Origin of the sequence: Microbacterium sp. WCS2018Hpa-9, from assembly GCF_031843745.1 — a bacterium.
Taxonomy (GTDB): Bacteria; Actinomycetota; Actinomycetes; order Actinomycetales; family Microbacteriaceae; genus Microbacterium.
Genome location: NZ_JAVTIY010000007.1, coordinates 176,761 through 199,875 on the forward strand (window position 1 = coordinate 176,761; position 23,115 = coordinate 199,875).

Consider the following 23,115-nt stretch of genomic DNA (forward strand, 5'->3'; position numbering starts at 1 on the left):
CAGCCATCCGTACCGGCACGTCGCCCGTCAGCGCAGCTGCGCGAACTTCTCGACCTCGCGCGTCGGCCCGACCACGAGCACGATGTCGCCGTCGCCCAGCACCGTGGTCGCCTCGGCATTGCGCCACTCGCCGTTCGTCGCGCGGTACGCCGCGATCGTGACTCCGTAGGTCGAGCGCACCGCGCCGTCGGTCAGGGTGATGCCCTGCAGGTGCGCGGGCGCGACCGTCTTCACCACGGCATACCCTCGATCGATCTCGAGATAGTCGGCTGCCGCACCGCGCACGAGGTGTGCGACGCGGCGTCCCATGTCCTTCTCGGGATAGATCACGCGGTGCACGCCGAGCTGTTCGAGCACGGCTCCGTGTCGTTCATCGACGGCTTTCGCCCAGATCACCGGCACCTTCATGGTCAGCAGCAGTGAGGCTGTGAGGATCGATGCGGTGATGTCGCTGCCGATCGCGACGACCACCCGGTCGAACTCGCCGATCGCCAGCTGCTCGAGCACGTCGATGCGCGTCGAATCCGCGCGCACCACCTGCGTCAGCTGACCGTTGAGCGATTGCACCAGATCTTCGTCGGCGTCGATTCCGAGCACCTCGGTGCCGGATGCCATCAGCTCGAGGGCGAGTGAGGTGCCGAACCGGCCCAGGCCGATGACGGCCACGGAGTCGGCCTCGGCGATTCGCCGGGCATCCTGCCTGAAGGAGAGAAACCTGGACACGCGGGTCCTTTCATACGTGGTGAGTGCGTCGATCAGCCGATCGCGGGGCGCTCTTTAGGGAGATCGTAGGCGGTGGGTCTGTCTCGGAAGGCGAGGGCGGAACCGAGCGTCAGGGGGCCGAGCCTGCCCAGGAACATGAGCGCGACGAGGATCAGTTGGGCGGACGGCGGCAGATCCGCCGTGATCCCCGCCGACATGCCGACGGTGCCGAAGGCCGACACCACCTCGAACAGCACGCGGTCGAGGTCGTAGTCGGTCATGGCCAGGATCGCGATCACTCCGGCCATGACGGCACCGATCGCGACGATGACGACGGTGATCGCCTCGCGGTGCACGGCGCGTGACAGCCGCTTGCCGAAGATGTTCACCGCCGTGCCGCCGCGCAGCTCCGTCCACATGATGAAGAACAGCACGGCGAAGGTGGTGACCTTGATGCCGCCGGCCGTGCCGGCGGGCCCGCCACCGATGAACATCAGCACGTCGGTTCCGAGCCAGGTCTCATCGTTCATCTGAGTGATGTCGACGGAGTTGAAGCCGGCCGTGCGCGCCTGCACCGAGTGGAAGAACCCGGCGAGGATCCGGTCGCCGGGCGAGAGCGCGCCGAGCGTTCCGGGGTTGTCCCACTCGAACAGCAGCACGTACGCGGTGCCGATCACGAGCAGGGCGATCGTCGCCGACAGCACGATGCGGGTGTTCATCGTCCAGTGCAGTGGCCGGCGGAACTCCCGTCGCAGCTGCCGCAGCACCGGAAAGCCGAGGCCGCCGAGGATGATCGCGGCGCAGATGGGCAGGCACACCCAGGGGTCGCCGACGAAGCCCATCAGGCTGTCTGTGTAGAGGGCGAACCCCGCGTTGTTGAACGCGGAGACGGCATGGAACACCGCATGCCACGCCGCACGTGCGGGGTCGTAGCCATAGCCGGTGAGGAAGCGTACGAACAGGACGAGCGCCACGATCACCTCGATCACGAGGGTGGTGACGAGGATGCCGGTGGCGATGCGCTTCATGCTGCCGCCACCGGAAGACTTCGTCTCGGTGCCGGCGAGGATCCGGGATCGCACCGAGAGTCTTCGAGCGAGCACGAGGCCGACGAGGGCGGCGAACAGCATGATGCCCAGGCCGCCCAGCTGGATCAGCGCCAGGATGACGACCTTGCCGAAGGGGCTCCAGAAGACCGCGGTGTCGACCACGATCAGACCCGTCACGCAGACGGCGGAGGTCGCGGTGAACAGCGCGTCGATGGGCGGAGTCCAGGTGCCGTCGCTCGACGAGATCGGCAGCATGAGCAGCAGCGTGCCGAGGACGATGACCCCTCCGAACCCGAAGGCGATCACCTGGGCGGGGGCGAGACTGCGACGCCGACCGGCGGCGCGACGGAGCAGGGTCACGGATGGACACTACCGCCGATCGGTGCAACGGCGGAACGCTCGGCTGATCGATTCCCGGTGGGCTGGCGGATACCGCGGCATGCCTCAGCCCGCCGGGGAATCTCCAGCCACCCGTACCGGTGGCGGTCGAGCCGCGGGGTCAGGCGAGCAGCTCGCCCGCGAGTTCCTCGATGCGGCGGCGGATGTCGTCGCGGATCGGACGCACGGATTCGATGCCCTGGCCGGCCGGGTCGTCGAGCTTCCAGTCCTCGTAGCGCTTGCCGGGGAAGAACGGGCACGCGTCGCCGCAGCCCATCGTGATGACGACATCGGATGCCTGCACGGCCTCGGTCGTCAGCACTTTGGGCGCCTCGGCGGTGATGTCGATGCCGAGCTCGCCCATCGCCGCGACCGCGACCGGGTTGATCTGGTCGGCAGGCATGGAACCGGCGGATCGCACCTCGATGCGGTCTCCGGCGAACTCGCGCAGGAAGCCGGCGGCCATCTGCGAGCGTCCGGCGTTGTGCACGCACACGAACAGGACGGAGGGCTTGGTGGTGGTCGTCATGATGTCTCCAGAGTAAGCGAGCGCTCGGGTTCAGGGGGCGTCGACGGGATCGTGCCGATCCGGAGCACGGTCGGGGCCGCGCAGCAGCTTGCGGCATCCGCCTCGCCGAAGTCGCCGGATCCGCCGCAGACGCCGGTGTCCGGGAGGGTGAGTTCTTTGCGTGCTGCGGCCTCGTGATCTCCGGCCAGGTGTGCGGCGATGCTCCGCACCTGCTCGTACCCCGTCAGTGCGAGGAAGGTCGGCGCGCGGCCATACGATTTCGCGCCGACGATGAAGAGCCCGAGCTCGGGTTGCGCGAGCTCTCGGGCGCCGGTCGCCGAGACCGAGCCGCACGAGTGGATGTTCGGGTCGATCTCCGCGGCGATGCCGGCGAGGGCCTCAAGGGCGGGGTCGAGATCGATGCGCAGCTCTCGCAGGATGCCGGTGTCGGGCCGGAAGCCGGTGAGCGCGAACACCTGCCCGACGTCGGAGACCTCCCGACCGTCTTCGGCGATGACGGTCAGCCCGCTGCCCGCGGGCCGCATCTCCGCGACCCGGAATCCCGTGACCAGCTCGACCACGCCCTCGTCGATGACCTTGCGTGCGCGAGAGCCCAGCGCGGCGCGCTCCGGCAGTTCGTCTCCGCTGCCACCGCCGAAGACGTTCGCGGCGCTGCCGCGGCGCAGCAGCCAGGTCACGCGGGTTCCCGGCGATCGGCGTGCCAGCTCGCTCAGGCGCAGCACTGTGTGCGTCGCGGAGTGCCCCGCTCCCACGACGACGACATGCGAGCCGGCGAGCTCGGACACGTCGTCGGGGATGCGGTACGAGATGAGGTCGGATGCCGCCCGCTCGCCGACTGCGGGAAAGCCGTCGGCGCCCGCCGGATTGGGCAGGCCCCACGTGCCGCTCGCATCGACGACGGCCCGGGCGAGGATGCGGGACTCGATCCCGTCGGTGTCGACGGTGTGCACGACGAACGGCTGGCTCTTGCGCCCTGCGTCGACGACCTTGTCGCGCCCCTGGCGAGCGACGCCCGTGACCGTCGTCCGGTATCTCACGCGCTCTCCCAGGGCATCCGCGAGCGGCGCCAGATAGTCGCTCACCCACTGCGCCCCGGTGGGGAACCCCGATGCGGGAGTGCTCCACCCCGTCGGCTCGAGCAGGCGACGCGCGGCGGCGTCGGTCAGCTCGGGCCATGCCGAGAACAGGCGCACGTGCCCCCACTCCGAGACGGCGCTCGCCGCCGCGGTGCCGCGTTCGACGACCACGACGTCTTCGCCGCGTTCGACCAGGTGTGCCGCTGCGGCGAGGCCCTGCGGCCCCGCTCCGATCACGACGACGGGCAGTTCAGGCATCGCATCTCCTCAGATTGAAAAGCATCAATATGAGAAGCGTCGCGCACGTATCGAAGAATGTCAATACGTGAGAGGATGGTCGCATGACGCTTCCGGTGACCATCGAGCAGACGGCCTGCTGCGCCCCTGGCACTGCGCTCGCGCTGCCGGTCGCCGAGGCCGAGCGCATCGCGCATCTGTTCAAAGCGCTGGGAGACCCGACGCGCATCCGCCTGCTGTCGCTCATCTCGTCGGCAGAGGGGGGTGAGGCCTGCATCTGTGATCTCACCGACCCGGTGGGCCTGTCGCAGGGCACCGTCTCGCACCACATGAAGCTCCTGGCCGACGCCGGTCTCGTCACTCGCGAGCAGCGCGGCAAGTGGGCGTACTTCTCCCTCGCCGACGGCGCCCTCGACGCGGCCGGAGAAGCTTTGCGGCGCGTCTGACTCGCTCAGGCGCGCCCCGATAGGCTTGTTCTGTGGCCCTTCTCTCGATCGCCGGCTCGACGCGTGCTCCGCATGAGCTGCGTTCGGCGACCCCGATGAGAAAGTCGATGCGCGTCGTCATGCACCCCGGCACGAACGGGTGGACCAGCGTCTGGGGCACACTCTCGCACGGTGAGATCGCGGGCTGCCCGCCGCCACGCGACTAGACCGCGCCTCGATGGGGTGCGGTCTTCCGCGCCGTTCACCCCTTCTCTCGCGTGAGGTCTCTTCGTGTCCACTTCTTCCCCCCGTCCCCGTCTCCGTCTGGCTCCGCACGAGCTGTGGCGTGGCATCCGCAACAACGCCCGCAGCGACGTCCTCGGCGGCTCGCTGCTCCTCGCCGCGACCGTCGCCGCGCTGATCCTCGCCAACACCCCGGCTGCGTCCTGGTACGAGTCCGTGCGCGACTTCACCTTCGGCATCCCCGCCTTGCACCTCGATCTCAGCGTCGGCGCCTGGGCGGCCGACGGCCTGCTGGCGATCTTCTTCTTCGTCGTCGGTCTCGAGCTGAAGGAGGAGTTCGTCACCGGTCGCCTGCGCGACCCACGCCAGGCCGCGCTGCCGATCGCCGCAGCCGTCGGCGGAGTGATCGTGCCGGCGGTCATCTTCGCCGTGATCAACGCCGGCGACGGTGATGCCCTGCGCGGCTGGGCCATCCCGACCGCGACGGACATCGCCTTCGCCGTTGCCGTGATCGCCGTGGTCGGCAGGTTCTTGCCGCCCGCGCTTCGAGTCTTCCTGCTGACGCTCGCGATCATCGACGACCTCATCGCGATCACGATCATCGCGACGTTCTACACCGACTCGATCAGCATCCCGTGGCTGACTCTCGCCCTGCTCCCTCTCGCCGGATTCGCGTTCCTCGTGCAGAAGGGCGTGCGCGCATGGTGGATCCTTCTGCCCCTCGCCATCGCGGTCTGGGTATGCATCCACGCCGCGGGAATCCACGCGACCGTCGCCGGTGTGCTGCTGGGCTTCGTCGTGCCCGTCGTGCCGACCGAGCGCGCCCGGGTGCCCCGGGGAGTGGATGCCGAGGGTGAGTCGGTGTACGACGGCCTCGCACCGCACTTCGCCGATCGGTGGGGCGTCGTGGCGACACTGTTCGCCGTGCCGGTCTTCGCGTTCTTCGCGGCCGGAGTCACGATCGGCGGGCTCGAGGGACTGCGGTCGGCGCTCACCGACTCGATCGCGATCGGGATCATCGTCGGACTCGTCGCGGGCAAGCCGATCGGGATCCTCGCGACCACCTTCCTGCTCAGTCGCGTGCCGGCGCTGCGTCTCGACGAGACGCTGCGCTGGCCCGACCTGACCGGCATGGCCTTCCTCGCGGGAATCGGATTCACCGTCTCGCTGCTCGTCGGCGAGCTCGCCTACGGGTCGAGTTCGGTCGCCGACGAGCACGTCAAGATCGGCGTGCTGCTCGGGTCGCTCATCGCCGCGGTCATCGGCGGCAGCATCCTCGCGCGGCGGAACGCCGCGGCGCGACGCGGATGACGACGAGAGCGCACCCGGGGCGGCATCAGGGCGATCAGACCAGGCGCGCGGTCGTCCCCCGGACGTTGAGCTCATAGGGGAGTGCTGCGGGGACGCCCGCGGCCTCTCCGTCGGCGAGCCTGGCGAGCACGGCATCCGCCGCGCGCTCACCCTGGCCGAGCGGGAACTGGTCGACCGTGCTCAGCCGGAAGAACTCGCCGAGCTCATGGCCGTCGATGCCGACGATCGAGAGGTCGTCCGGCACGGCGAAGCCGAGGTCGCGGGCGGCGAGGATCGCACCGATGGCCATCTCATCGGATGCCGCGAACACGGCGGTGGGCCGGGGGCCCGGGCGCCCGAGCAGCTGCTTCGCCGCACGGTATCCGCCCTCGACGGTGAAGTCGGCGGGTTCGAGGAAGGCGGGGTTCAGGGGGATTCCGGCCTTCGCGAGTGCCTTCTCGAAGCCCAGGCGACGGTTCGTCGGAATGTGGAAGTCGATGTCGAACTCGGGGTTCGCGCCGATGTGGGCGATGTCGTGGTGCCCGAGACCGATCAGGTGCTCGGTGGCGAGCTGCGCGACGGCGACGTCATCGACCGTGAGGGTGTCGAGCTTCGGATTCGGGCCGCCGATCGCGATCACCGGCAGGCCGAGGTCGAGCAGGTGCTGCGTCTCGTCGGCGTCGAGCTCGATCGACACCGCGATCACGGCATCGACCCGCTGCCGGCGCAGGAACGTGTCGAACACGTGGCGGCGCACATCCTTGTCGGCGGTGATGTTGTAGAGAGTGATGTCGTACCCCTCGCGCATCAACGCCGACGACACCCCCGACAGCACCGTGCTGAAGAACCAGCGATCGAGAAAGGGCACCACCACGCCGATGTTGCGGGTGCGACCAGACGCCAGACTCGAGGCTCGAGACGACACCACGTAGCCGAGCGCCGACGCCGCCTCCTGCACGCGCTGGCGGGCCGACTCCGACACGTGTCCCCGGCCGCTCAGAGCGCGCGAGACCGTCGCGGTCGAGACGCCGGCGAGCCGGGCGACCTCATCGATGCTCGCCATGGGATTCCTCTCTGAGCCGGTGGGGCCGCGGCATCCCCGTCGGATGCCGCGGCCCCACCGTGTTCGGCTTACGCCGCGGTCGTGGTGTACCAGACGGCCGTGTCGACAGGCACGGCGCCGCCGTCGAACAGCTGGCTCTGCAGGATCACGAAGGCGTCGGCCGGCAGGGGGAGAGGCTCGGTGCCCAGGTTCGCGAGCACGTGCACGTCGCCGCGGCGGAACGCCACCGCATCCGCTCCGGCGTCCTCCCACACCAGCGATCCGCTGCCGAAGCCGTACTCCCGGCGTCCGGCGAGCAGGCGCTTGTAGAGAGCGAGCGTCGACGCGGGGTCGACCTCTTCGACATCGCGCGAGTACGCGGCCCAGTCGGCCGGCTGCGGCAGCCACGACGCGCCGGTCTCGTTGAAGCCGAATGCCGGAGCATCCGCCTCCCACGGCAGCGGCACGCGGCATCCGTCTCGTCCGTAGCGCTCGCCGTTCGTGCGGAACCACGTCGGGTCCTGGCGGAACGCGTCGGGGATCTCCATCGCCTCCGGCAGGCCGAGTTCCTCGCCCTGATACAGGTATGCAGACCCGGGCAGAGCGAGCATCACGGTCGTCGCCGCGCGGGCGCGGGCGAGTCCGATCGCCGTGTCGGGCTTGTGCGGGGTATTCGGGCCGATGCCCTCACCCTGCGGGTTCTCGGCGGTGAGCGCGAGACGTGAGGCGTGACGCACGACATCGTGGTTCGACAGCACCCAGGTGCTGGGAGCACCGACGGCGCCGAACGCGTCGAGGGATTCGCGGATCACGGCTCCGAGAGCCTTCGCGTCCCACTCGGTCATGAGGTACGGGAAGTTGAACGTCTGGTGCATCTCGTCGGGGCGGACCCACAGAGCGGTCTGCTTGAGCGTCGGCATCCAGGCCTCACCGCACAGCGCGCGATCGCCGTCGTACTCGGCGAGCACCTTGTGCCAGTCGCGGTAGATGTCGTGCACGCCGTCCTGACCCCAGTACGGCACGTTCGCCTCGCCGCCGCCCATCGAGTCGGCGTCGGCCGGCGGGGTGTAGTCGGGCAAGCCCTCGGCCTTGATCATGCCGTGGGCCACGTCGACGCGGAAGCCGTCGACGCCGCGGTCGAGCCAGAAGCGGAGGATCGAGCGGAACTCCTCGCGCACCTCTTCGTTGTTCCAGTCGAAGTCGGGCTGCGTCGGGTCGAAGATGTGCAGATACCACTGGCCCGGCGTGCCGTCGGCCTCGGTGATGCGCTCCCACATGCCGCCGCCGAAGACGGACTCCCAGTTGTTGGGGGGCAGCTCGCCGTTCTCGCCCTTGCCGTCGCGGAAGATGTACCGCGCGCGCTCGGGGCTGCCCGGGGCCGCCTTCAGCGCCTCCTGGAACCAGGCGTGCTGAGCCGACGAGTGGTTCGGAACCAGGTCGACGACGACGCGGATGTCGCGGGCGTGCGCCGCGTCGAGCATGGTGTCGAAGTCGTCGAGCGTGCCGAAGAGCGGGTCGACGTCGCGGTAGTCGGCCACGTCGTATCCCGCGTCGCGCTGTGGGCTCGTCATGAACGGGCTCAGCCAGATCGCGTCGACGCCGAGCTCCTTCAGCGAGTCGAGCCGGCTGGTGATGCCGGGCAGGTCGCCGATGCCGTCACCAGAGGCGTCGGCGAACGAACGAGGGTAGATCTGGTAGATGACCGCACTGCGCCACCACTCGGAACCGGGGGCTGCGATCTGCTCAAGCTGTGCCATGGCCCCAGATTAGTGCAAACGCTTGCAGGTCTGCCACCATAACGATCGAATCGTTTCGGGCATGCGAAATTTCACGTCGCTCCACAGCGACTTGCAGCCCGGGAGTAGGCTTCGGGCATCCGACGACTGGAGGCTGTCATGGTTCCCGAGATCAACTACTGGGCCGTTCTGCTCGCGACCGCCTCGAGCATGATCGTCGGCACGATCTGGTATTCGCCGAAGGTGTTCGGCACGCGCTGGTCGAAACTCGCGAACGTCGACATGGACCGCCCGGGTTCGAGCGCGACGATGGCGATCGTCACCACCGTGTTCGTGAGCTTCGCGACGGCCTGGGTGCTGGCCGGAGCATCTGCCATCGCCTGGCACTTCTACGACGGATCGTTCTTCTGGGCCGCTGTCGTCACCGGCGTGCTGCTGTGGGCCGGTTTCACCGCCGCCCGGTTCATCACGCACGATGCGTTCGAGGGGCGCCCGACCTCGCTGACCACCATGAACATCGCGCACGAGCTCGTCACGATCGTGGTCATGGCCGTGATCATCGGGGTCTGGCCTCCGGCGCTCGGCTAGTTCGCCGCGGAGCAGCGGGGCCGACACGCCGGTTGAGGCGAAAGACTAGACCTTCGCCCCTTCCGCCAGGACTTCCTGGTATGCCAGCATTTTGCATGTGACCTCCTGGTCGCCTGCGGGTCGTGCACTCGAACCGCGGTTCACACCGAGGGGGTCTTGATGTCGGGTTCGCCGCGCCGATCGGCTCCGTGGATGATCGCCGCCGCGCTCGTCGCCGCAGCGCTGGTCGCGGGCGCGACGACCGCAGCCTCGGGCGATGGCCCCGCAGACCCGACGACCGAGCCGGACCCCAGCCTGTCGGTCGCTCTGGCCTACGAGTTCCTCGACGCCCGTGTCGACGAGTTCTGCGATGGCGCCGGGCACTGCCTCCCTCGCAGCTACGAGGGCGGCTTCTTCACCGACCTGCCGACATGGGACTTCACGCCCTCGTTCGTCTACGACGACGCACTCGTGGTGATCGCGTACACGGCCCGCGGACTGCCGGACGACATCCGTCGGGCACAGACCATCGGCGACACCCTGCTCTTCGTGCAGGCGAACGACCCGATCGGCGACGGACGCGTGCGCACATCGTACGAACCCCACGGCATCCGGCAGGGGCGGGTGGAGATCACCGGCCCTGGCACGTTCACGGGCAACCAGGCATGGGCGGGCATGGCGCTCACGCGGCTCTTCCACGCGACCGGCGAATCGAAGTACCTCGACGGGGCCGTGCGGATCGCCGAGTGGATCCAGACGAACACCGCCGACATGGCGCGAGCCCCCTTCGGCTACACCGGGGGTCAGCTCGAGAACGGCTCGTCGCTGGAATGGAAGTCCACCGAGCACAACAGCGACATCGCCGGCTTCTTCACGCAGCTCGCACAGCTCACCGGTGATTCGGTGTGGGCCGACCGCGCTGCCGTCGCCTCGACCTTCGTGGCGGCGATGCAGAGCGCCGACGGCCACGTCGACACCGGCACCCTGCTCGACGGGAGCACGGTGAACACTCGCCCCGTGCCGCTGGACTCGCAGACGTGGACCTCGCTCGCCACCCGCGACTCGCGCTACGACGTCTCCCTGGATTGGACGCTCGACAACCTGATCGCGACCGACGGCCAGTATCAGGGGCCGTCGATCAGCGACGCCGACGTGTCGAAGGTGTGGTTCGAGGGCAGCGGACACCTGGCATTGGCCTTGAAGCTGCGGGACGGAGCGGGCGACGCCGACCGCGCGGAGGCGCTGCTCGACAGCATCCGACTCGGTCAGCGCGATGCGCCCAACGGCGACGGCAAGGGCATCGTCGCGACGTCGACCGATGGTCTCGACTCGGGTTTCGGCGACCTCTACTACGCCAGCCTGCACACCGGCGCGACGGCGTGGTACCTGCTCGCGGCGGCCGGCGACAACCCGTTCAGGCTTCCCGCCGACTGAGCGGAGAGGGCGCCGACTTCTGCCGGCCTCGGTTGCGTGGTCAAGACGCGCCCTCGGACTGGTGCGGGGTCAAAAAGGCATCCGATTCGGACGTTTCGGGTGCGGAATTGACCCCGGCTGGGTGCAGGGGTGCGGAATTGACCCCGGCTGGGTGCGGGGGTGCGAAATTGACCCCGGCTGGGTGCGGGGGTGCGGAATTGACCCCGGCTGGGTGCGGGGGTGCGGAATCGACCCCGGCCAGGAGCGCGGATGCCGCGTCGACCGGGCCCCTGGCGCGCCGGCGCGCCCTTCGACTGCGGGTGCTGCTTACGCCGCGACGCGGGCGACCGCGGCGACCGCGCTCGTGAAGAAGTCGAGTCCGTCGAGTCCCGAGCGCATGGCGGCCGAGGTGTCGGGGCCGAAGCCGGCCTCGGTGGCGTGCTCGGGGTGCGGCATGAGCCCCACGACGTTGCCCGCCTCGTTGGTGAGTCCGGCGATGTCGCGCAGCGATCCGTTGGGGTTGACGCCCGCATACCGGAAGGCGACGAGGCCCTCGCCCTCGAGACGGTCGAGCGTCTCTTCGTCGGCGATGTAACCGCCGTCGGCGTTCTTCAGCGGGATCGTGATCTCCTGGCCGGTGCGGAAGCGGTTCGTCCACGCCGTGTCGGAGTTCTCGACGATGAGCTTCTGGTCGCGACGCACGAAGTGCTGGTGGTCGTTGCGGATCAGGCCGCCGGGCAGCAGGTGCGCCTCGACGAGCATCTGGAAGCCGTTGCAGATGCCGAGGATCGGCATGCCCTTGGCTGCTGCATCCTTGACCTCGCTCATGATGGGCGAGAGCGCGGCGATCGCACCGGCGCGCAGGTAGTCGCCGTAGCTGAAGCCACCGGGCAGGACGAGAGCGTCCACGCCTTCGAGGTCGTGCGATCCGTGCCAGAGGGCGACGGGCTCGGCGCCGGCGATGCGGACCGCGCGCTGCGCGTCGCGGTCGTCGAGCGAGCCGGGGAAGGTGATGACGCCGATGCGCGTGGTCACTCGGCGACCTCGATGCCCACGACGTCTTCGATCACGGAGTTGGAGAGCACCTCGTCGGCGATGCGACGGGCCTCGGCGAGAACCTCGTCGGTGACCTCGCCCTCGACGGTGAGCTCGAAGCGCTTGCCGATGCGGACATCGGTGAAGCCCTCGACGCCCAGACGGGAGAATGCGCCGGACACGGCCTTCCCCTGCGGGTCGAGCAGTTCGGGCTTGGGCATGACGTCGACGACGATGGTGGGCATGAACGGCTCCGGAAGTCGCGGGCGGACGGGCGTGCTCAGTCTACCGGCTCGCGGAAGGAGCCTTACGCGAGTGCGCGCAGCTCAGGCGTGGAAGACGGTGTGCAGGTCGCCGATGGCCTCGCGGCCGCCCAGGCCGTCGATCTCGAACAGCACCGAGATGCCGATGACGTGGCTGCCGAGGCGCTCGACGAGCTCGCGTCCGGCGGCGAGCGTGCCACCCGTGGCAAGCACGTCGTCGATGAGCAGCACGCGCGACCCTGCGGGCAGGTCGTCGTGCATTTCGATCGTCGCAGTGCCGTATTCGAGCGAGTAGTCGACGGATGCCGCGGGGCGCGGCAGCTTGCCCGCCTTGCGGATCGGGATGAGGCCCACGCCTGCGGCGATCGCGGCCGCTCCGGCGAGGATGAACCCTCGAGCCTCGATGCCCGCGACCACGTCGAACTGCCCCGCGAACGGGGCGATGATCGCGTCGGTGGTGGCCTGAAGGGCTTCGGCGTCGGCGAGCAGCGGCGTGATGTCACGGAAGACGATGCCCGCCTCCGGGTAGTCCGGGATGCTGCGGATCAGCGATTCGGCGCGGACGAGAGCGGGGGAGAGTTCGGTGTCGGGCACCGGACAAGGCTACGTCACCGTGAGGGGTTGACATTCGTGGGAGCGCTCCCATATAGTCTCTCATCAATGCGTGGGAGCGCTCCCATGGAGGTCCACGCATCACCCCCGACGCACCACCAGCACCACCACTGCACGACCCACCACAAAGGAGTGAACTGTGAACACACGTGCCCGCAAGCGGATCCTGACGGCAGCAGCCGTCGCATCCGTCTCTGCCCTGGCCCTCGCCGGCTGCGCCTCTGCCGACTCGGGAGACAGCGCCACCGGTGACGAGAAGGTCACGCTGACCGTCACCACCTTCGGCACCTTCGGATACGACGACCTCTATGACGAGTACGAGAAGGCGAACCCGAACGTCACCATCGAGGCGACCAACATCGACACCGGCGGCAACGCCCGCACCGACGCGTTCACGAAGATCGCGGCAGGCTCTGGCCTCAGCGACGTCGTCGCGATCGAAGAGGGCTGGCTCGGCGCGATCATGGACGTGTCCGACACGTTCGTCGACCTGCGCGACTACGGCATCGAAGACCGCAAGGCCGACTGGGTCGACTGGAAGTACGGACAGGCGACGGATGCCGAGGGCCGTGTGATCGGCTACGGCACCGACATCGGCCCGAGCGGCATCTGCTACAACGGCGCTGCCTTCGAGGCTGCGGGCCTGCCCAGCGACCGCGAGTCGGTGGCCGAGCTGCTGAACGGCGACTGGGAGAACTACTTCGCGGTCGGCGCCGAGTACACCGCGAAGACCGGCAAGGCCTGGTACGACCACTCGGGCTTCGTCTGGAACGCCATGGTCAACCAGCTCGACGAGGGCTACTACACCGCCGACGGCGAGCTGAACGTCGAGGACAACGCCGAGCTCAAGGAGCGCTTCGAACTGCTCGGCACCGCGACCGAGGGCGGCCAGTCCGCCGCTCAGACCGCGTGGGACTGGAACGGCGGCAAGTCGTTCGTCGACGGCACCTTCGCCACGTTCGTCTGCCCCGGCTGGATGCTCGGAGTCGTGCAGGGTCAGGTCGAGGCCGGAGGCGGCGACGCTGCGACCGGCTGGGACTTCGCCGACGTGTTCCCCGGCGGAGCAGCCAACTGGGGCGGCGCCTTCCTGTCGATCCCCGAGAGCTCCGAGCACAAGGAAGCCGCGGCCGACCTGGCCGACTGGCTGACGCAGCCCGAGCAGCAGGTCAAGCAGTCCGCCGCCGCGGGCAACTTCCCCTCCACCGTCGAGGCCCAGGAGACGCTCTCTGCAGAGGCGACCCCGAACGCGTTCTTCAACGACGCACCCACCGGCGCCATCCTCGCCGAGCGTGCGAAGGGGGTCGTCGCGCAGTTCAAGGGCGCCGATGACTCGGTGATCCAGGAGAACGTCTTCGGTCCGGCTCTCAGCGGCCTCGACCGTGGCGAGACCGACACCCAGGGCGCCTGGGATGCCGCAGTCAAGCTCCTGAACGAGCTGGTCGACTGACCCACTCCCGCATCCGCTCCGGTCGCGGTTCGTGCCGCCCCGCCTCGATGAGGGCGGCACTAACTGCGACCGGAGCACCTCGGACGCCCGGACCAGGACCAAGGAAGAGTCATGACCCTCACCCATGAGCGCTCGGAGACGACCACCGCGTCGTCGAAGAACGGGAAGACCCCGAAGACGGATGCCGCTGGCCGGCGTCCCTGGCGGCACCGCCTCTCGCGGTTCGACCAGAACGCCTCCCCGTACTTCTACATCTCGCCGTTCTTCCTGCTGTTCGGGCTGGTCGGACTGTTCCCGCTGATCTACACGGTGTGGGTGGCCGTGCACGAGTGGGACCTGCTCAAGGGGCAGGGCGAGTTCATCGGCGCCGCGAACTTCGTCGAGATCCTCGGCGACGCGATGTTCTGGAACTCGATCTTCAACACCCTGAGCATCTTCCTGCTCTCCGCCATCCCGCAGCTCGCGGTGGCCCTGGTGATCGCCTACCTGCTCGACCGCGGCCTTCGTGCCCCCACCTTCTGGCGCATGAGCATCCTCATCCCGTTCGTGGTCACGCCCGTCGCCGTCGCCATCATCTTCTCGAGCATCTTCAACGAGGCCGACGGGCTCGCCAACAACCTGCTGAACCTGATCGGCATCGCCGACCAGCAGTGGAAGCACGACACCGCGCTGTCGCACCTGGCGATCGCGGTGATGGTGAACTTCCGCTGGACCGGCTACAACGCGCTGATCCTGCTCGCCGCGATGCAGGCCGTGCCGCGCGACCTCTACGAGTCGGCCGCACTCGACGGCGCAGGGGCCGCCCGTCGCTTCTTCTCGATCACGATCCCCACGATCCGTCCGACGCTGATCTTCGTGATCATCACGGCCACGATCGGCGGTCTGCAGATCTTCGCCGAGCCCCGTCTGTTCGATGTCTCGACCGCGGGCGGCATCGGCGGCAGCGACCGGCAGTTCCAGACCACGGTGCTGTTCCTCTGGGAGCTCGCCTTCTTCCGTCGAGACCTCGGTGAAGCATCCGCCGTCGCGATCCTGCTCTTCCTGCTCATCGTCGGCATCGGAGTCATCAACTTCCTCATCTCGAGGAGGATCTCCACCGGGGATGCGCCCAAGAACCGTGCAGCGCGCCGCCGCGCACGGACCGCCACGACCGCTGCCGCGACGGCCGTCGCCGCCGGCACGACGATCGCGACCACGACCGAGGAGAACGCGCGATGACCGCCACCCAGGCGCTGAGCGTCCCCGAGAAGATCCGCAGGCGCCGAGGCGTCGTCGGAGGCAACGCCGGAATCGGCAGCCGCCCCGGCTTCCTCACCTACGGCCTGCTCGCCGCATTCATCATCGGCAGCGTCTACCCGCTGTGGTGGTCGGTCGTCGTGGCGAGCGGCACCAACTCGACACGCGGCGAGACCCTGCCGCTGATCCCGGGAGGCAACTTCTTCGCGAATGCCGCCAAGGTGTTCGATGCGATCCCGTTCTGGCTGGCGCTGGGCAACTCGTTCCTCATCTCCGGCATCATCACGCTCTCGGTCGTGACGTTCTCGACGCTCGCGGGCTATGCCTTCGCCAAGCTGCGCTTCAAGGGGCGCGACGGTCTGATGATCTTCGTGATCGCGACCATGGCGATCCCGACGCAGCTCGGCATCATCCCGCTCTTCATGCTGATGCGCGAACTCGGCTGGACCGGATCGATCGGCGCGGTCATCGTGCCGACCCTGGTCACCGCCTTCGGCGTCTTCTTCATGCGGCAGTACCTCGTCGACGTCATCCCCGACGAGCTGATCGAGGCGGCCCGAATGGACGGCGCGAACCAGTTCCGCACGTTCCTCACGGTCGGGATCCCGGCTGCTCGTCCGGCCATGGCGATCCTCGGACTCTTCACCTTCATGACCGCGTGGACCGACTACCTGTGGCCCCTGATCGTGCTCTCCCCGCAGAACCCGACGCTGCAGACAGCACTCAGCCAGCTGCAGTCCGGCTACTACATCGACTACTCGATCGTGCTCGCCGGCGCGGTGCTCGCGACCCTTCCGCTGCTCGTCCTGTTCGTCGTGGCCGGGCGCCAGCTGGTCAGTGGCATCATGGCCGGCGCGGTGAAAGGATGACCCCTATGACCCGTGCCTTCCCCGAGAACTTCCTGTTCGGCGCCGCGACAGCGGCGTACCAGATCGAGGGGGCCGCTTTCGAAGACGGGCGCACCGCGTCGATCTGGGATGCCTTCAGCCGCGAGCCGGGTGCGGTCATCGGCGGGGACAACGGCGACGTGGCGTGCGACCACTATCACCGGTATCCGCAGGACGTCGCGCTCATGAAAGACCTCGGCCTGCAGACCTACCGCTTCTCGACCTCGTGGTCGCGGGTGCGTCCTGACGGCGGTGCGGTCAACGCGAAGGGGGTCGACTTCTACGAGCGCCTCGTCGACGAGCTGCTCGAGAACGACATCCTGCCGTGGCTGACGCTGTATCACTGGGACATGCCGCAGGCGCTGCAGGAGACCGGCGGCTGGACCAACCGCGACACGGTCGGTCGCTTCCTCGAATACGCGGGCACGATGCACGACGCGCTGGGCGACCGCGTGAACGTGTGGACGACGCTGAACGAGCCCTGGTGCTCGTCTTTCCTCTCCTACACCGGCGGCGAGCACGCCCCCGGGCACACGAGCGTCGCCGAGGGTCTGCTCTCGGCCCACCACCTGCTGCTCGCCCACGGCGAGACGGTGCGCGAGCTGCGAGGTCGGGATGCGAGCCTCAACCTCGGCATCACCCTGAACCACACCGTCGCAGACCCCGCTGACCCTACGGACCCCGCCGACGTGGATGCTGCTCGACGCGTCGACGGGCAGTTCAACCGCTGGTTCCTCGACCCGATCTACCGCGCCGAGTACCCGGCCGACATCGTCGAGGACATCCGTGCGGTGGATGCCGAGGCCGTGGCCCGCTTCGAGGATGCCGTGCACGACGGCGATCTCGACACCATCGCGCAGCGCATCGACACGCAGGGCGTGAACTACTACCACGGAGACTTCCTGTCGGGCACGGCGCCCGAGAAGGCGCCGGTGCTCGACGCGCCCGCCACCGCTCGGGCCGCCCGCAGCCCCTACCCGTCGAGCGCCGGCATCCATCCGGTCGAGCGCGGCCTGCCGCGCACCGCGCAGAACTGGGAGGTGCAGCCCGAGGGGCTGACCCGCCTGCTGCAGCGCGTGTGGACCGAGTACGCCCAGCCCGCGGGCACCGTACTCTACATGACCGAGAACGGCGCAGCGTACGACGACGTCGCCGTGGTCGAAGACGGTGAGACCCGCGTGCACGACGCCGACCGCACCGAGTTCCTGCGGCTGCACCTCGCGGCGGTGCTCGACGCGGCGGATGCAGGGGTCGACGTGCGCGGCTACTTCTACTGGTCGATGTTCGACAACTTCGAGTGGGCATGGGGCTACGACAAGCGCTTCGGCATCGTGCGCGTCGACTACGACACCCAGGAGCGGAGTCTGAAGGACTCCGGTCGGGAGTACGCTCGCATCATCGCCGCCCGCGCTCTCTGACGTCGGCGGCGACAGTCGAGAGCATCCGGCGTCGCAGCCGGACAGAGGGGAGAGCCGTGTCGTCACGAGCGACCATCGAAGAGGTGGCATCGGCCGCAGGGGTGTCGAGATCGACGGTGTCGCGGGTCGTCAACGGCTCGACGGCGGTGAGTCCTGAGGCTCTCGAGTCGGTGAAGCGCGCCATCGACGAGCTCAGCTACGTGCCCAACCGCGCGGCTCGCTCGCTCGCGTCGAGGCAGACGCACGCGATCGCGCTGATCGTTCCCGAAGACACCACGCGCTTCTTCGGCGACCCGTTCTTCGCGTCGATCGTCGCGGGAATCACCGGCGCACTCCGCGGCTCGGACTACTTGCTCAACCTGCTCATCGCGAGCGACGACCCCGGCGACAAGATGACCAGCTTCGTGCGCAACGGCGGCGTCGACGGCGCGCTCATCGTGTCTCACCACACCAGCGACGCCTTCATCGACCGGGTCGCCGATGCCGTGCCCGTGGTCTGGGGTGGGCGACCGGTGCGGATCCGCGAGGGCGACTACGTGGTCGACGTCGACAACGTCGCCGGAGCCCGAACGGCCACCCAGCATCTGATCGACACCGGTCGCACACGCATCGCGACGATCTCAGGGCCCATCACGATGGTCTCCTCGGTCGACCGCGTGCAGGGCTTCCGCGGCGCACTGGCCGATGCCGGGCTCTCCCCGTTCGCCGAAGAGGCGGGCGACTACAGCGAGGTGAGCGGAGCGGATGCCGCGCGTCGCATCCTCGAGGCCGGTCGCCCCGACGCGATCTTCGTCGCGAGCGACCTCATGGCACGCGGCGCCCTCACCGCGCTGCGCTCCGCCGGCATCCGGGTTCCCGAAGACGTCGCGCTCGTCGGATTCGACGATTCATCCGTCGCACTGAGCACCGACCCGCAGCTGACCACGATGCGACAGCCCATGTACTCGCAGGGGGAGGCGATGGCCGGTGTGCTGCTCTCGCGCCTCGCCGGTCGCGACCCCGCGCACACGACGATCCTGCCGACCGAGCTGGTGGTGCGCGCCTCGTCGTGACCGCCGCTGCGATCCGGCGTCTGCAGCGGCGGGGGCGCGAACGCGGATGCGGACCTGACGCCCCTCCAGGTTGGTCCGCATCCGCGGGTCTTCGGGCGTTCAGGTGATCCGGTACTGGTGCCGACGTCGTGACCGCTGATCGACGACTGCAGGCCACGGCATCGTCGCCCACGGGCCGTTGCGCTTCGCGGTCGATGCGCTCGCGAAGACGGTCCACGAATCGCCGTACTTCTCGAACGACTCCTCGTTGAGGTTGCCGTCGCTCCAGTGCATGACGCGTCCGGCGATGTAGCTCAGGCCGAAATCGGCCCACGACACGAACGACGGCCGGGCGTCGGCGTTGATCCGGTGGATGATGCGACGGGCCTCGGCGACGTCGGCGTGACCGAGCGCCACACCCCAGGTCGCCATGGCCACGGCCTGGCCGAGTGCGTACCCGTCGAGGGTCCGGACGTAGAGGTCGGGCGTCACGACCTCCTTGCCGACTCGCCTGCGCACCTCCTGCTCGATGTGCTCGATGCCGGTGGCGAAAGGTCGCGCGTCGTGCTCGTCTCCGCCCTCGGCGGCGATCGCGGCGAGCCATTCCTTCGTCGTCGGCACCCGCCCGAGGGCTGTGTCGAGGTCGTTGCGGACGGCGAGGTGGAGCATCCAGGCATGACGCCGTCGTCGCACCGTGGTCAGGTGGTCGATCATGTCGAGCCATCGGCGCCTCGGTGTCGGTGGCGGAGAACAGCTCGGACGGCACGAACCTCTCGGTTCGCATGAACCATCCTGTGGTGCTCATCACACTCCTGAGGCGGGGGGGGGGGGCGTCGCTCATAGCTTGAACAGCTGTTCAGTCGCTAATATATAGCCTCCGGGGGGAAACCGAAGTCGTCCGATGCTGGGGAGCGGGACACGAATGGCACGTTCAGACGAGCACAACCGGGCCGCGCGGGAACGCGCGCGAGAGGTGATCCTGCAGGCAGCCGTCAGTCTGTTCGCTGAGCGGGGCGTCTCGGGTGCGAGCATCGCCCAGATCACGCAGCGCGCCGGAGTCGCGCAGGGCCTCGTGAACTACCACTTCGGGGGCAAGGAACAGCTGATCTCCGCTGTGTTCGATCGCTGGTTCGAGGCGCTGTTCGGCATCCCGCAGGTCGACGGCACAGCCGATGAGCGCCTGGCCGGCATCATCGACGGCGCTCTCACCGCCACGGGCTACGCCCTTTCGGTGCAGCGAGCGGTCTTCGCGATGCAGCAGCAGCCGACGACGCACCGCCTGTATGCGGAGTCTGAAGAGCGGCATGCCGAGCAGGCGAGGGCGTCGGAGGACATCGTGCGCGCGATGTTCCGAGAACGCGGCGCCGCAGACCCGGCACTCGAGGAGATCATGCTGCGCAGCACCCTCGAGGGCATCTTCATGAAGTACGCCGTCTACGGCGACACCTATCCGCTCGAGGACGCTCGCCGCTGGGTGCACCGGCTCTACGGACTGCCCGAACCGCAGACGCCGCTTCCCCTGCAGCTCGCCCCCCGCGACCCCGACACGAGGACCAGAGCGTCCGGCGCACTGCGCGCAGAGCAGTGACCGCGTCGCCGAACGCGATCGGCGACGGTCGGGGTCACCCCAGCTGCATGCGGGCGAACGCGCCGAGCACGACGCGCTCCGACTGCACGAGATAGCGCTCGAGTTCGGCGGCGCCTTCTTGCGCACCGCGCGTGAGAAAGGTGTCGAGCACGGCGCGATTCTTGCGCACGAACGGCTCGTGGAGCGATCGAGGATCATCGATCTTCAGGAACGCCAGCCTGAGCTCTGCCGCCAGGTCGCGATAGGTGCGGGCCAGGCGGGGGCTGTCGGCGAGATCGACGAGTGCGACGTGGAATGCCATGTTGGCGCTGCCCACCTCGCGCCAGGCCTCGGCGTCGTCGAGCACTGCATCCTGAGCGGCAGCCTCTGCGGCGAGCACCGCCTGCTGCATCCGCTGCACCGAGGGGTGCTCTGGCTCGGAGTGCAGGAGCGCGGTGCATTCGATGACGCGGCGTGCTCGGTAGATGTCGATGACGTCGGCGATCGTGGGCGACGCGACGGAGACGCCCCGGTGTGGCACGTGCTCGAGCAGCCCCTGTTCGGAGAGGGCGCGGAACGCCTCGCGCAGCGTGTTCCGCGCTACGCCGAAGTGCTCGGCGATGGCCGACTCGGACAACCGTGAACCGGGGGCGAACGCGCCGTCGATGATCTGCTGACGGAGCGCATCGGCGAGCATGCCCTGCTGGTTCATGCCTTCATCGTAGGCGGCGCACGCGGCCGATCGTTCGATCAGGCGGCCTCAGCAACATGCGAACGCAACTCGGTCGTAGCACAGCTGAAACAAAGTTGTTGAACAATAATGCTCGATCCGTTCTACACTGGGTCTCGATCGAGACCCACCAACGACGATGGGAAAACCCCCGCATGTCAGAGAACAACACAGCATCGCTGTCTTCCGAAGACGAAGTCCGGCTCGCCGGAGCCAAGAGACGTGCAGGGCGCAGCGCCGTCGTCGGCGCGATCTTCCTGATGGCCACCAGTGCCATCGGCCCAGGATTCATCACGCAGACTGCCACGTTCACCGCGACGATGGGGGCAGCCTTCGCGTTCGCGATCCTCGTCTCGATCCTCGTCGACATCGCGGTGCAGCTGAACGTGTGGCGCATGATCACCTCCTCGGGCAAGCGCGCCGGCGAACTCGCGAACAGTGCCATCCCCTTCTCGGGCCACCTGATCGCCGTGCTCGTCGTCATCGGCGGTCTGGCGTTCAACATCGGCAACATCGCGGGTGGTGGACTGGGCCTGAACGCCCTGCTCGGCATCGATCCGAAGCTCGGCGGCGCGCTCACAGCGGCACTCGCGATCATCATCTTCCTCGTCAAGAAGGCGGGCCCGGTGATGGACGTCGTGCTGATCGCGCTCGGCGTGGGCATGATCGTGATGACCGTGATCGTCGCCGTGATCGCCCAGCCGCCGATCGGCGAGGCCCTGCGGCAGACCTTTGTGCCTGACGAGCTCAACTTCGCCACCATCACCACGATCGTCGGCGGAACCGTCGGCGGATACATCACCTACTCGGGTGCCCACCGCTACCTCGACTCCGGTCACACCGGCCCCGAGCAGGCCGGCCCGGTGATGCGCGCCGCGGCGAACGGCATCCTCGTCACCGGCGTCATGCGCTACGTGCTGTTCCTCGCGATCCTCGGCGTTGTCGCCTCAGGCGTCTCGCTCGACCTGTCGAGCCAGGCCGCGAACCCCGCAGGACAGGCCTTCGGCGCCGTGCTCGGCGACGCGGGACTGCGCATCTTCGGTGCGATCTTCTGGGCCGCGGCCATCAGCTCGGTGATCGGCGCGGCGTACACGTCGGCGACCTTCCTCTCCACCTTCACGAAGAAGCTCAGGGGCGGCTGGCCGCTGCAGCTGGCCACGGTCGCCTTCATCGTCGTGTCGCTGATCGTCTACCTGTCGATCGGCACGGCACCGGCCGCGATCCTCGTCTTCGTCGGAGGTTTCAACGGCCTCATCCTTCCGATCGGCCTCACGGTGTTCATGTACATCGGCTGGTTCCGTCGTGATCTGCTCGGCTCGAAGAAGTACCCGATGTGGCTGCTCATCGCGGGCACGGTCGTGACGATGCTCACCTGGTACATGGGCATCGTCTCGGTCGGCCCGATCTTCGCCTTCCTCGGAACCGGAGCGTGACCTCATGGCATCGATCGACCTGAACTCCGACCTCGGTGAGAACGTCGCCGACCGGATCGTCAGCGACGACGAGAGCATGCTCCGACTCGTGACGAGCGCGAACGTGGCGTGCGGCTTCCACGCGGGCAGCCCCGAGGGCATCCGTGAGACCCTCGCGAGCGCGGTGGCCGGAGGCGTCGTGATCGGCGCGCACCCCGGCTACCGCGACTACGAGAACTTCGGACGCACCAAGGTCGACATCGACTCGGCCACGCTGCAGGCCCACGTCGAGTACCAGCTCGGAGCGCTGATCGGTCTCGCCGCCGCGGTCGGCGGAAAGGTCGCCTACGTCAAACCGCACGGAGCGCTGTACAACACGATCGCCCGCGACGAGCGGCAGTCGAAGGACGTGGTGGCGGCAATCCGCGCGATCGATCCCCGCCTCGTGCTGCTGGGCCTGGCCGGTGGCGTCGTGCTCGACGTCGCCGAGCGCGCCGGGCTCCGGACCGCGGCAGAGGCCTTCGCCGATCGGGCGTATCAGCCCGACGGTCAGCTCGTCTCGCGCACCGAACCGGGGTCTGTGCTGCACGATCCGGTCGTGGTCGCCGAGCGCATGGTGCGTCTCGCCGGCGAGGGAGTGATCCGCGCGGTCGACGGCACCGACGTCCCCGTCAGTGCGCAGTCGATCTGCGTGCACGGAGACAGTCCCGGGTCGGTGGCCATGGCGGCGGAGACCAAGCGGATGCTGCAGGACGCGGGCATCACGATCGCGCCGTTCGCGGGCGTCTGA

General features: G+C 68.5%; 23 protein-coding genes and 1 pseudogene. 13 read left to right on the forward strand and 11 right to left on the reverse strand.

The genetic code is table 11. The annotated features are described in order from the left end of the window. Positions 1-27 precede the first annotated feature (27 nt). The 4 genes from RQG82_RS15585 to RQG82_RS15600 all read right to left on the reverse strand — a co-directional run bounded on the left by RQG82_RS15585 (position 28) and on the right by RQG82_RS15600 (position 3,992). Entirely contained in the window at positions 28-723 is a 696-nt protein-coding gene (locus RQG82_RS15585; RefSeq protein ID WP_311259905.1) for a TrkA family potassium uptake protein, read from the reverse strand. Positions 724-755: 32 nt separating this feature from the next. Further along, entirely contained in the window at positions 756-2,111 is a 1,356-nt protein-coding gene (locus RQG82_RS15590) for a TrkH family potassium uptake protein (RefSeq protein ID WP_311259906.1), read from the reverse strand. Positions 2,112-2,250: 139 nt separating this feature from the next. Continuing rightward, on the reverse strand, positions 2,251-2,658 hold the full coding sequence (locus tag RQG82_RS15595) for an arsenate reductase ArsC (protein ID WP_311259907.1): 408 nt from the start codon (positions 2,656-2,658) through the stop codon (positions 2,251-2,253). Further along, a complete protein-coding gene (locus RQG82_RS15600) occupies positions 2,655-3,992 on the reverse strand; it encodes an FAD-dependent oxidoreductase (RefSeq protein WP_311259908.1) in 1,338 nt (445 codons plus the stop codon). The genes RQG82_RS15595 and RQG82_RS15600 overlap by 4 nt, the downstream gene beginning before the upstream one ends. A gap of 83 nt (positions 3,993-4,075) precedes the next feature. Between RQG82_RS15600 and RQG82_RS15605 the strand changes: the two genes are divergently transcribed. The 3 genes from RQG82_RS15605 to nhaA all read left to right on the forward strand — a co-directional run bounded on the left by RQG82_RS15605 (position 4,076) and on the right by nhaA (position 5,950). Beyond that, complete coding sequence (locus RQG82_RS15605) at positions 4,076-4,417, forward strand: metalloregulator ArsR/SmtB family transcription factor (RefSeq protein WP_311259909.1); 342 nt, start codon at positions 4,076-4,078, stop codon at positions 4,415-4,417. Between the two features lie 32 nt (positions 4,418-4,449). Beyond that, positions 4,450-4,623 carry a hypothetical protein gene (locus tag RQG82_RS15610; protein WP_164481681.1) on the forward strand — a complete coding sequence of 58 codons (174 nt, stop codon included), beginning with the start codon at positions 4,450-4,452 and terminating at the stop codon, positions 4,621-4,623. 64 nt (positions 4,624-4,687) lie between these two features. Continuing rightward, positions 4,688-5,950: a Na+/H+ antiporter NhaA gene (gene nhaA / locus RQG82_RS15615; RefSeq protein WP_311259910.1), complete on the forward strand. Its 1,263-nt coding sequence runs from the start codon at positions 4,688-4,690 to the stop codon at positions 5,948-5,950. Between the two features lie 34 nt (positions 5,951-5,984). On the opposite strand, the gene RQG82_RS15620 is transcribed toward nhaA, so the two are convergent. Both RQG82_RS15620 and RQG82_RS15625 read right to left on the reverse strand, forming a co-directional pair. Beyond that, positions 5,985-6,992 (reverse strand): LacI family DNA-binding transcriptional regulator, encoded by a 1,008-nt coding sequence (locus RQG82_RS15620; protein ID WP_311259911.1) that lies wholly within the window; start codon positions 6,990-6,992, stop codon positions 5,985-5,987. A gap of 68 nt (positions 6,993-7,060) precedes the next feature. Further along, positions 7,061-8,728 carry an alpha-amylase family glycosyl hydrolase gene (locus tag RQG82_RS15625; protein ID WP_311259912.1) on the reverse strand — a complete coding sequence of 556 codons (1,668 nt, stop codon included), beginning with the start codon at positions 8,726-8,728 and terminating at the stop codon, positions 7,061-7,063. Between the two features lie 138 nt (positions 8,729-8,866). Between RQG82_RS15625 and RQG82_RS15630 the strand changes: the two genes are divergently transcribed. Both RQG82_RS15630 and RQG82_RS15635 read left to right on the forward strand, forming a co-directional pair. Then, positions 8,867-9,295, forward strand: a complete 429-nt coding sequence (locus RQG82_RS15630; protein ID WP_311259913.1) for a DUF1761 domain-containing protein — start codon at positions 8,867-8,869, stop codon at positions 9,293-9,295. A 159-nt stretch (positions 9,296-9,454) separates the two neighbouring features. Beyond that, positions 9,455-10,708 (forward strand): hypothetical protein, encoded by a 1,254-nt coding sequence (locus RQG82_RS15635; protein ID WP_311259914.1) that lies wholly within the window; start codon positions 9,455-9,457, stop codon positions 10,706-10,708. Positions 10,709-11,014: 306 nt separating this feature from the next. On the opposite strand, the gene purQ is transcribed toward RQG82_RS15635, so the two are convergent. From purQ to RQG82_RS15650, 3 genes are all read right to left on the reverse strand, one after another. Then, the gene (gene purQ, locus RQG82_RS15640; RefSeq protein ID WP_056375443.1) at positions 11,015-11,722 is read right to left on the reverse strand and encodes a phosphoribosylformylglycinamidine synthase subunit PurQ; all 708 of its coding nucleotides are present in this window, start codon (positions 11,720-11,722) and stop codon (positions 11,015-11,017) included. Beyond that, on the reverse strand, positions 11,719-11,967 hold the full coding sequence (purS, locus tag RQG82_RS15645) for a phosphoribosylformylglycinamidine synthase subunit PurS (protein ID WP_311259915.1): 249 nt from the start codon (positions 11,965-11,967) through the stop codon (positions 11,719-11,721). The genes purQ and purS overlap by 4 nt, the downstream gene beginning before the upstream one ends. A gap of 81 nt (positions 11,968-12,048) precedes the next feature. Continuing rightward, entirely contained in the window at positions 12,049-12,579 is a 531-nt protein-coding gene (locus RQG82_RS15650; RefSeq protein WP_311259916.1) for an adenine phosphoribosyltransferase, read from the reverse strand. A gap of 157 nt (positions 12,580-12,736) precedes the next feature. Between RQG82_RS15650 and RQG82_RS15655 the strand changes: the two genes are divergently transcribed. The 5 genes from RQG82_RS15655 to RQG82_RS15675 all read left to right on the forward strand — a co-directional run bounded on the left by RQG82_RS15655 (position 12,737) and on the right by RQG82_RS15675 (position 18,637). Beyond that, the gene (locus RQG82_RS15655; protein WP_311259917.1) at positions 12,737-14,044 is read left to right on the forward strand and encodes an ABC transporter substrate-binding protein; all 1,308 of its coding nucleotides are present in this window, start codon (positions 12,737-12,739) and stop codon (positions 14,042-14,044) included. A gap of 111 nt (positions 14,045-14,155) precedes the next feature. Further along, positions 14,156-15,262: a sugar ABC transporter permease gene (locus RQG82_RS15660; RefSeq protein ID WP_311259918.1), complete on the forward strand. Its 1,107-nt coding sequence runs from the start codon at positions 14,156-14,158 to the stop codon at positions 15,260-15,262. Next, positions 15,259-16,149: a carbohydrate ABC transporter permease gene (locus RQG82_RS15665; protein WP_311259919.1), complete on the forward strand. Its 891-nt coding sequence runs from the start codon at positions 15,259-15,261 to the stop codon at positions 16,147-16,149. Before RQG82_RS15660 ends, RQG82_RS15665 begins: the two co-directional genes overlap by 4 nt. 5 nt (positions 16,150-16,154) lie before the next feature. Next, positions 16,155-17,585: a GH1 family beta-glucosidase gene (locus RQG82_RS15670; RefSeq protein WP_311259920.1), complete on the forward strand. Its 1,431-nt coding sequence runs from the start codon at positions 16,155-16,157 to the stop codon at positions 17,583-17,585. 56 nt (positions 17,586-17,641) lie between these two features. After that, a complete protein-coding gene (locus tag RQG82_RS15675) occupies positions 17,642-18,637 on the forward strand; it encodes a LacI family DNA-binding transcriptional regulator (RefSeq protein ID WP_311259921.1) in 996 nt (331 codons plus the stop codon). A gap of 99 nt (positions 18,638-18,736) precedes the next feature. Here the strand turns inward: RQG82_RS15675 and RQG82_RS15680 are convergent. Then, positions 18,737-19,333 (reverse strand): annotated as a pseudogene (locus RQG82_RS15680) (DUF1266 domain-containing protein); the annotation flags it as partial. A gap of 205 nt (positions 19,334-19,538) precedes the next feature. On the opposite strand from RQG82_RS15680, the gene RQG82_RS15685 reads away from it, so the two are divergent. After that, positions 19,539-20,204 (forward strand): TetR/AcrR family transcriptional regulator, encoded by a 666-nt coding sequence (locus tag RQG82_RS15685; protein ID WP_311259922.1) that lies wholly within the window; start codon positions 19,539-19,541, stop codon positions 20,202-20,204. A gap of 34 nt (positions 20,205-20,238) precedes the next feature. On the opposite strand, the gene RQG82_RS15690 is transcribed toward RQG82_RS15685, so the two are convergent. After that, positions 20,239-20,895, reverse strand: coding sequence for a GntR family transcriptional regulator (locus tag RQG82_RS15690; RefSeq protein WP_311259923.1), 657 nt, complete (start codon positions 20,893-20,895; stop codon positions 20,239-20,241). A 173-nt stretch (positions 20,896-21,068) separates the two neighbouring features. Here RQG82_RS15690 and RQG82_RS15695 point away from each other — a divergent pair, with 173 nt between their 5' ends. Beyond that, positions 21,069-22,346: a divalent metal cation transporter gene (locus RQG82_RS15695; protein ID WP_311259924.1), complete on the forward strand. Its 1,278-nt coding sequence runs from the start codon at positions 21,069-21,071 to the stop codon at positions 22,344-22,346. A 4-nt stretch (positions 22,347-22,350) separates the two neighbouring features. Further along, the gene (locus RQG82_RS15700) at positions 22,351-23,115 is read left to right on the forward strand and encodes a 5-oxoprolinase subunit PxpA (protein ID WP_311259925.1); all 765 of its coding nucleotides are present in this window, start codon (positions 22,351-22,353) and stop codon (positions 23,113-23,115) included.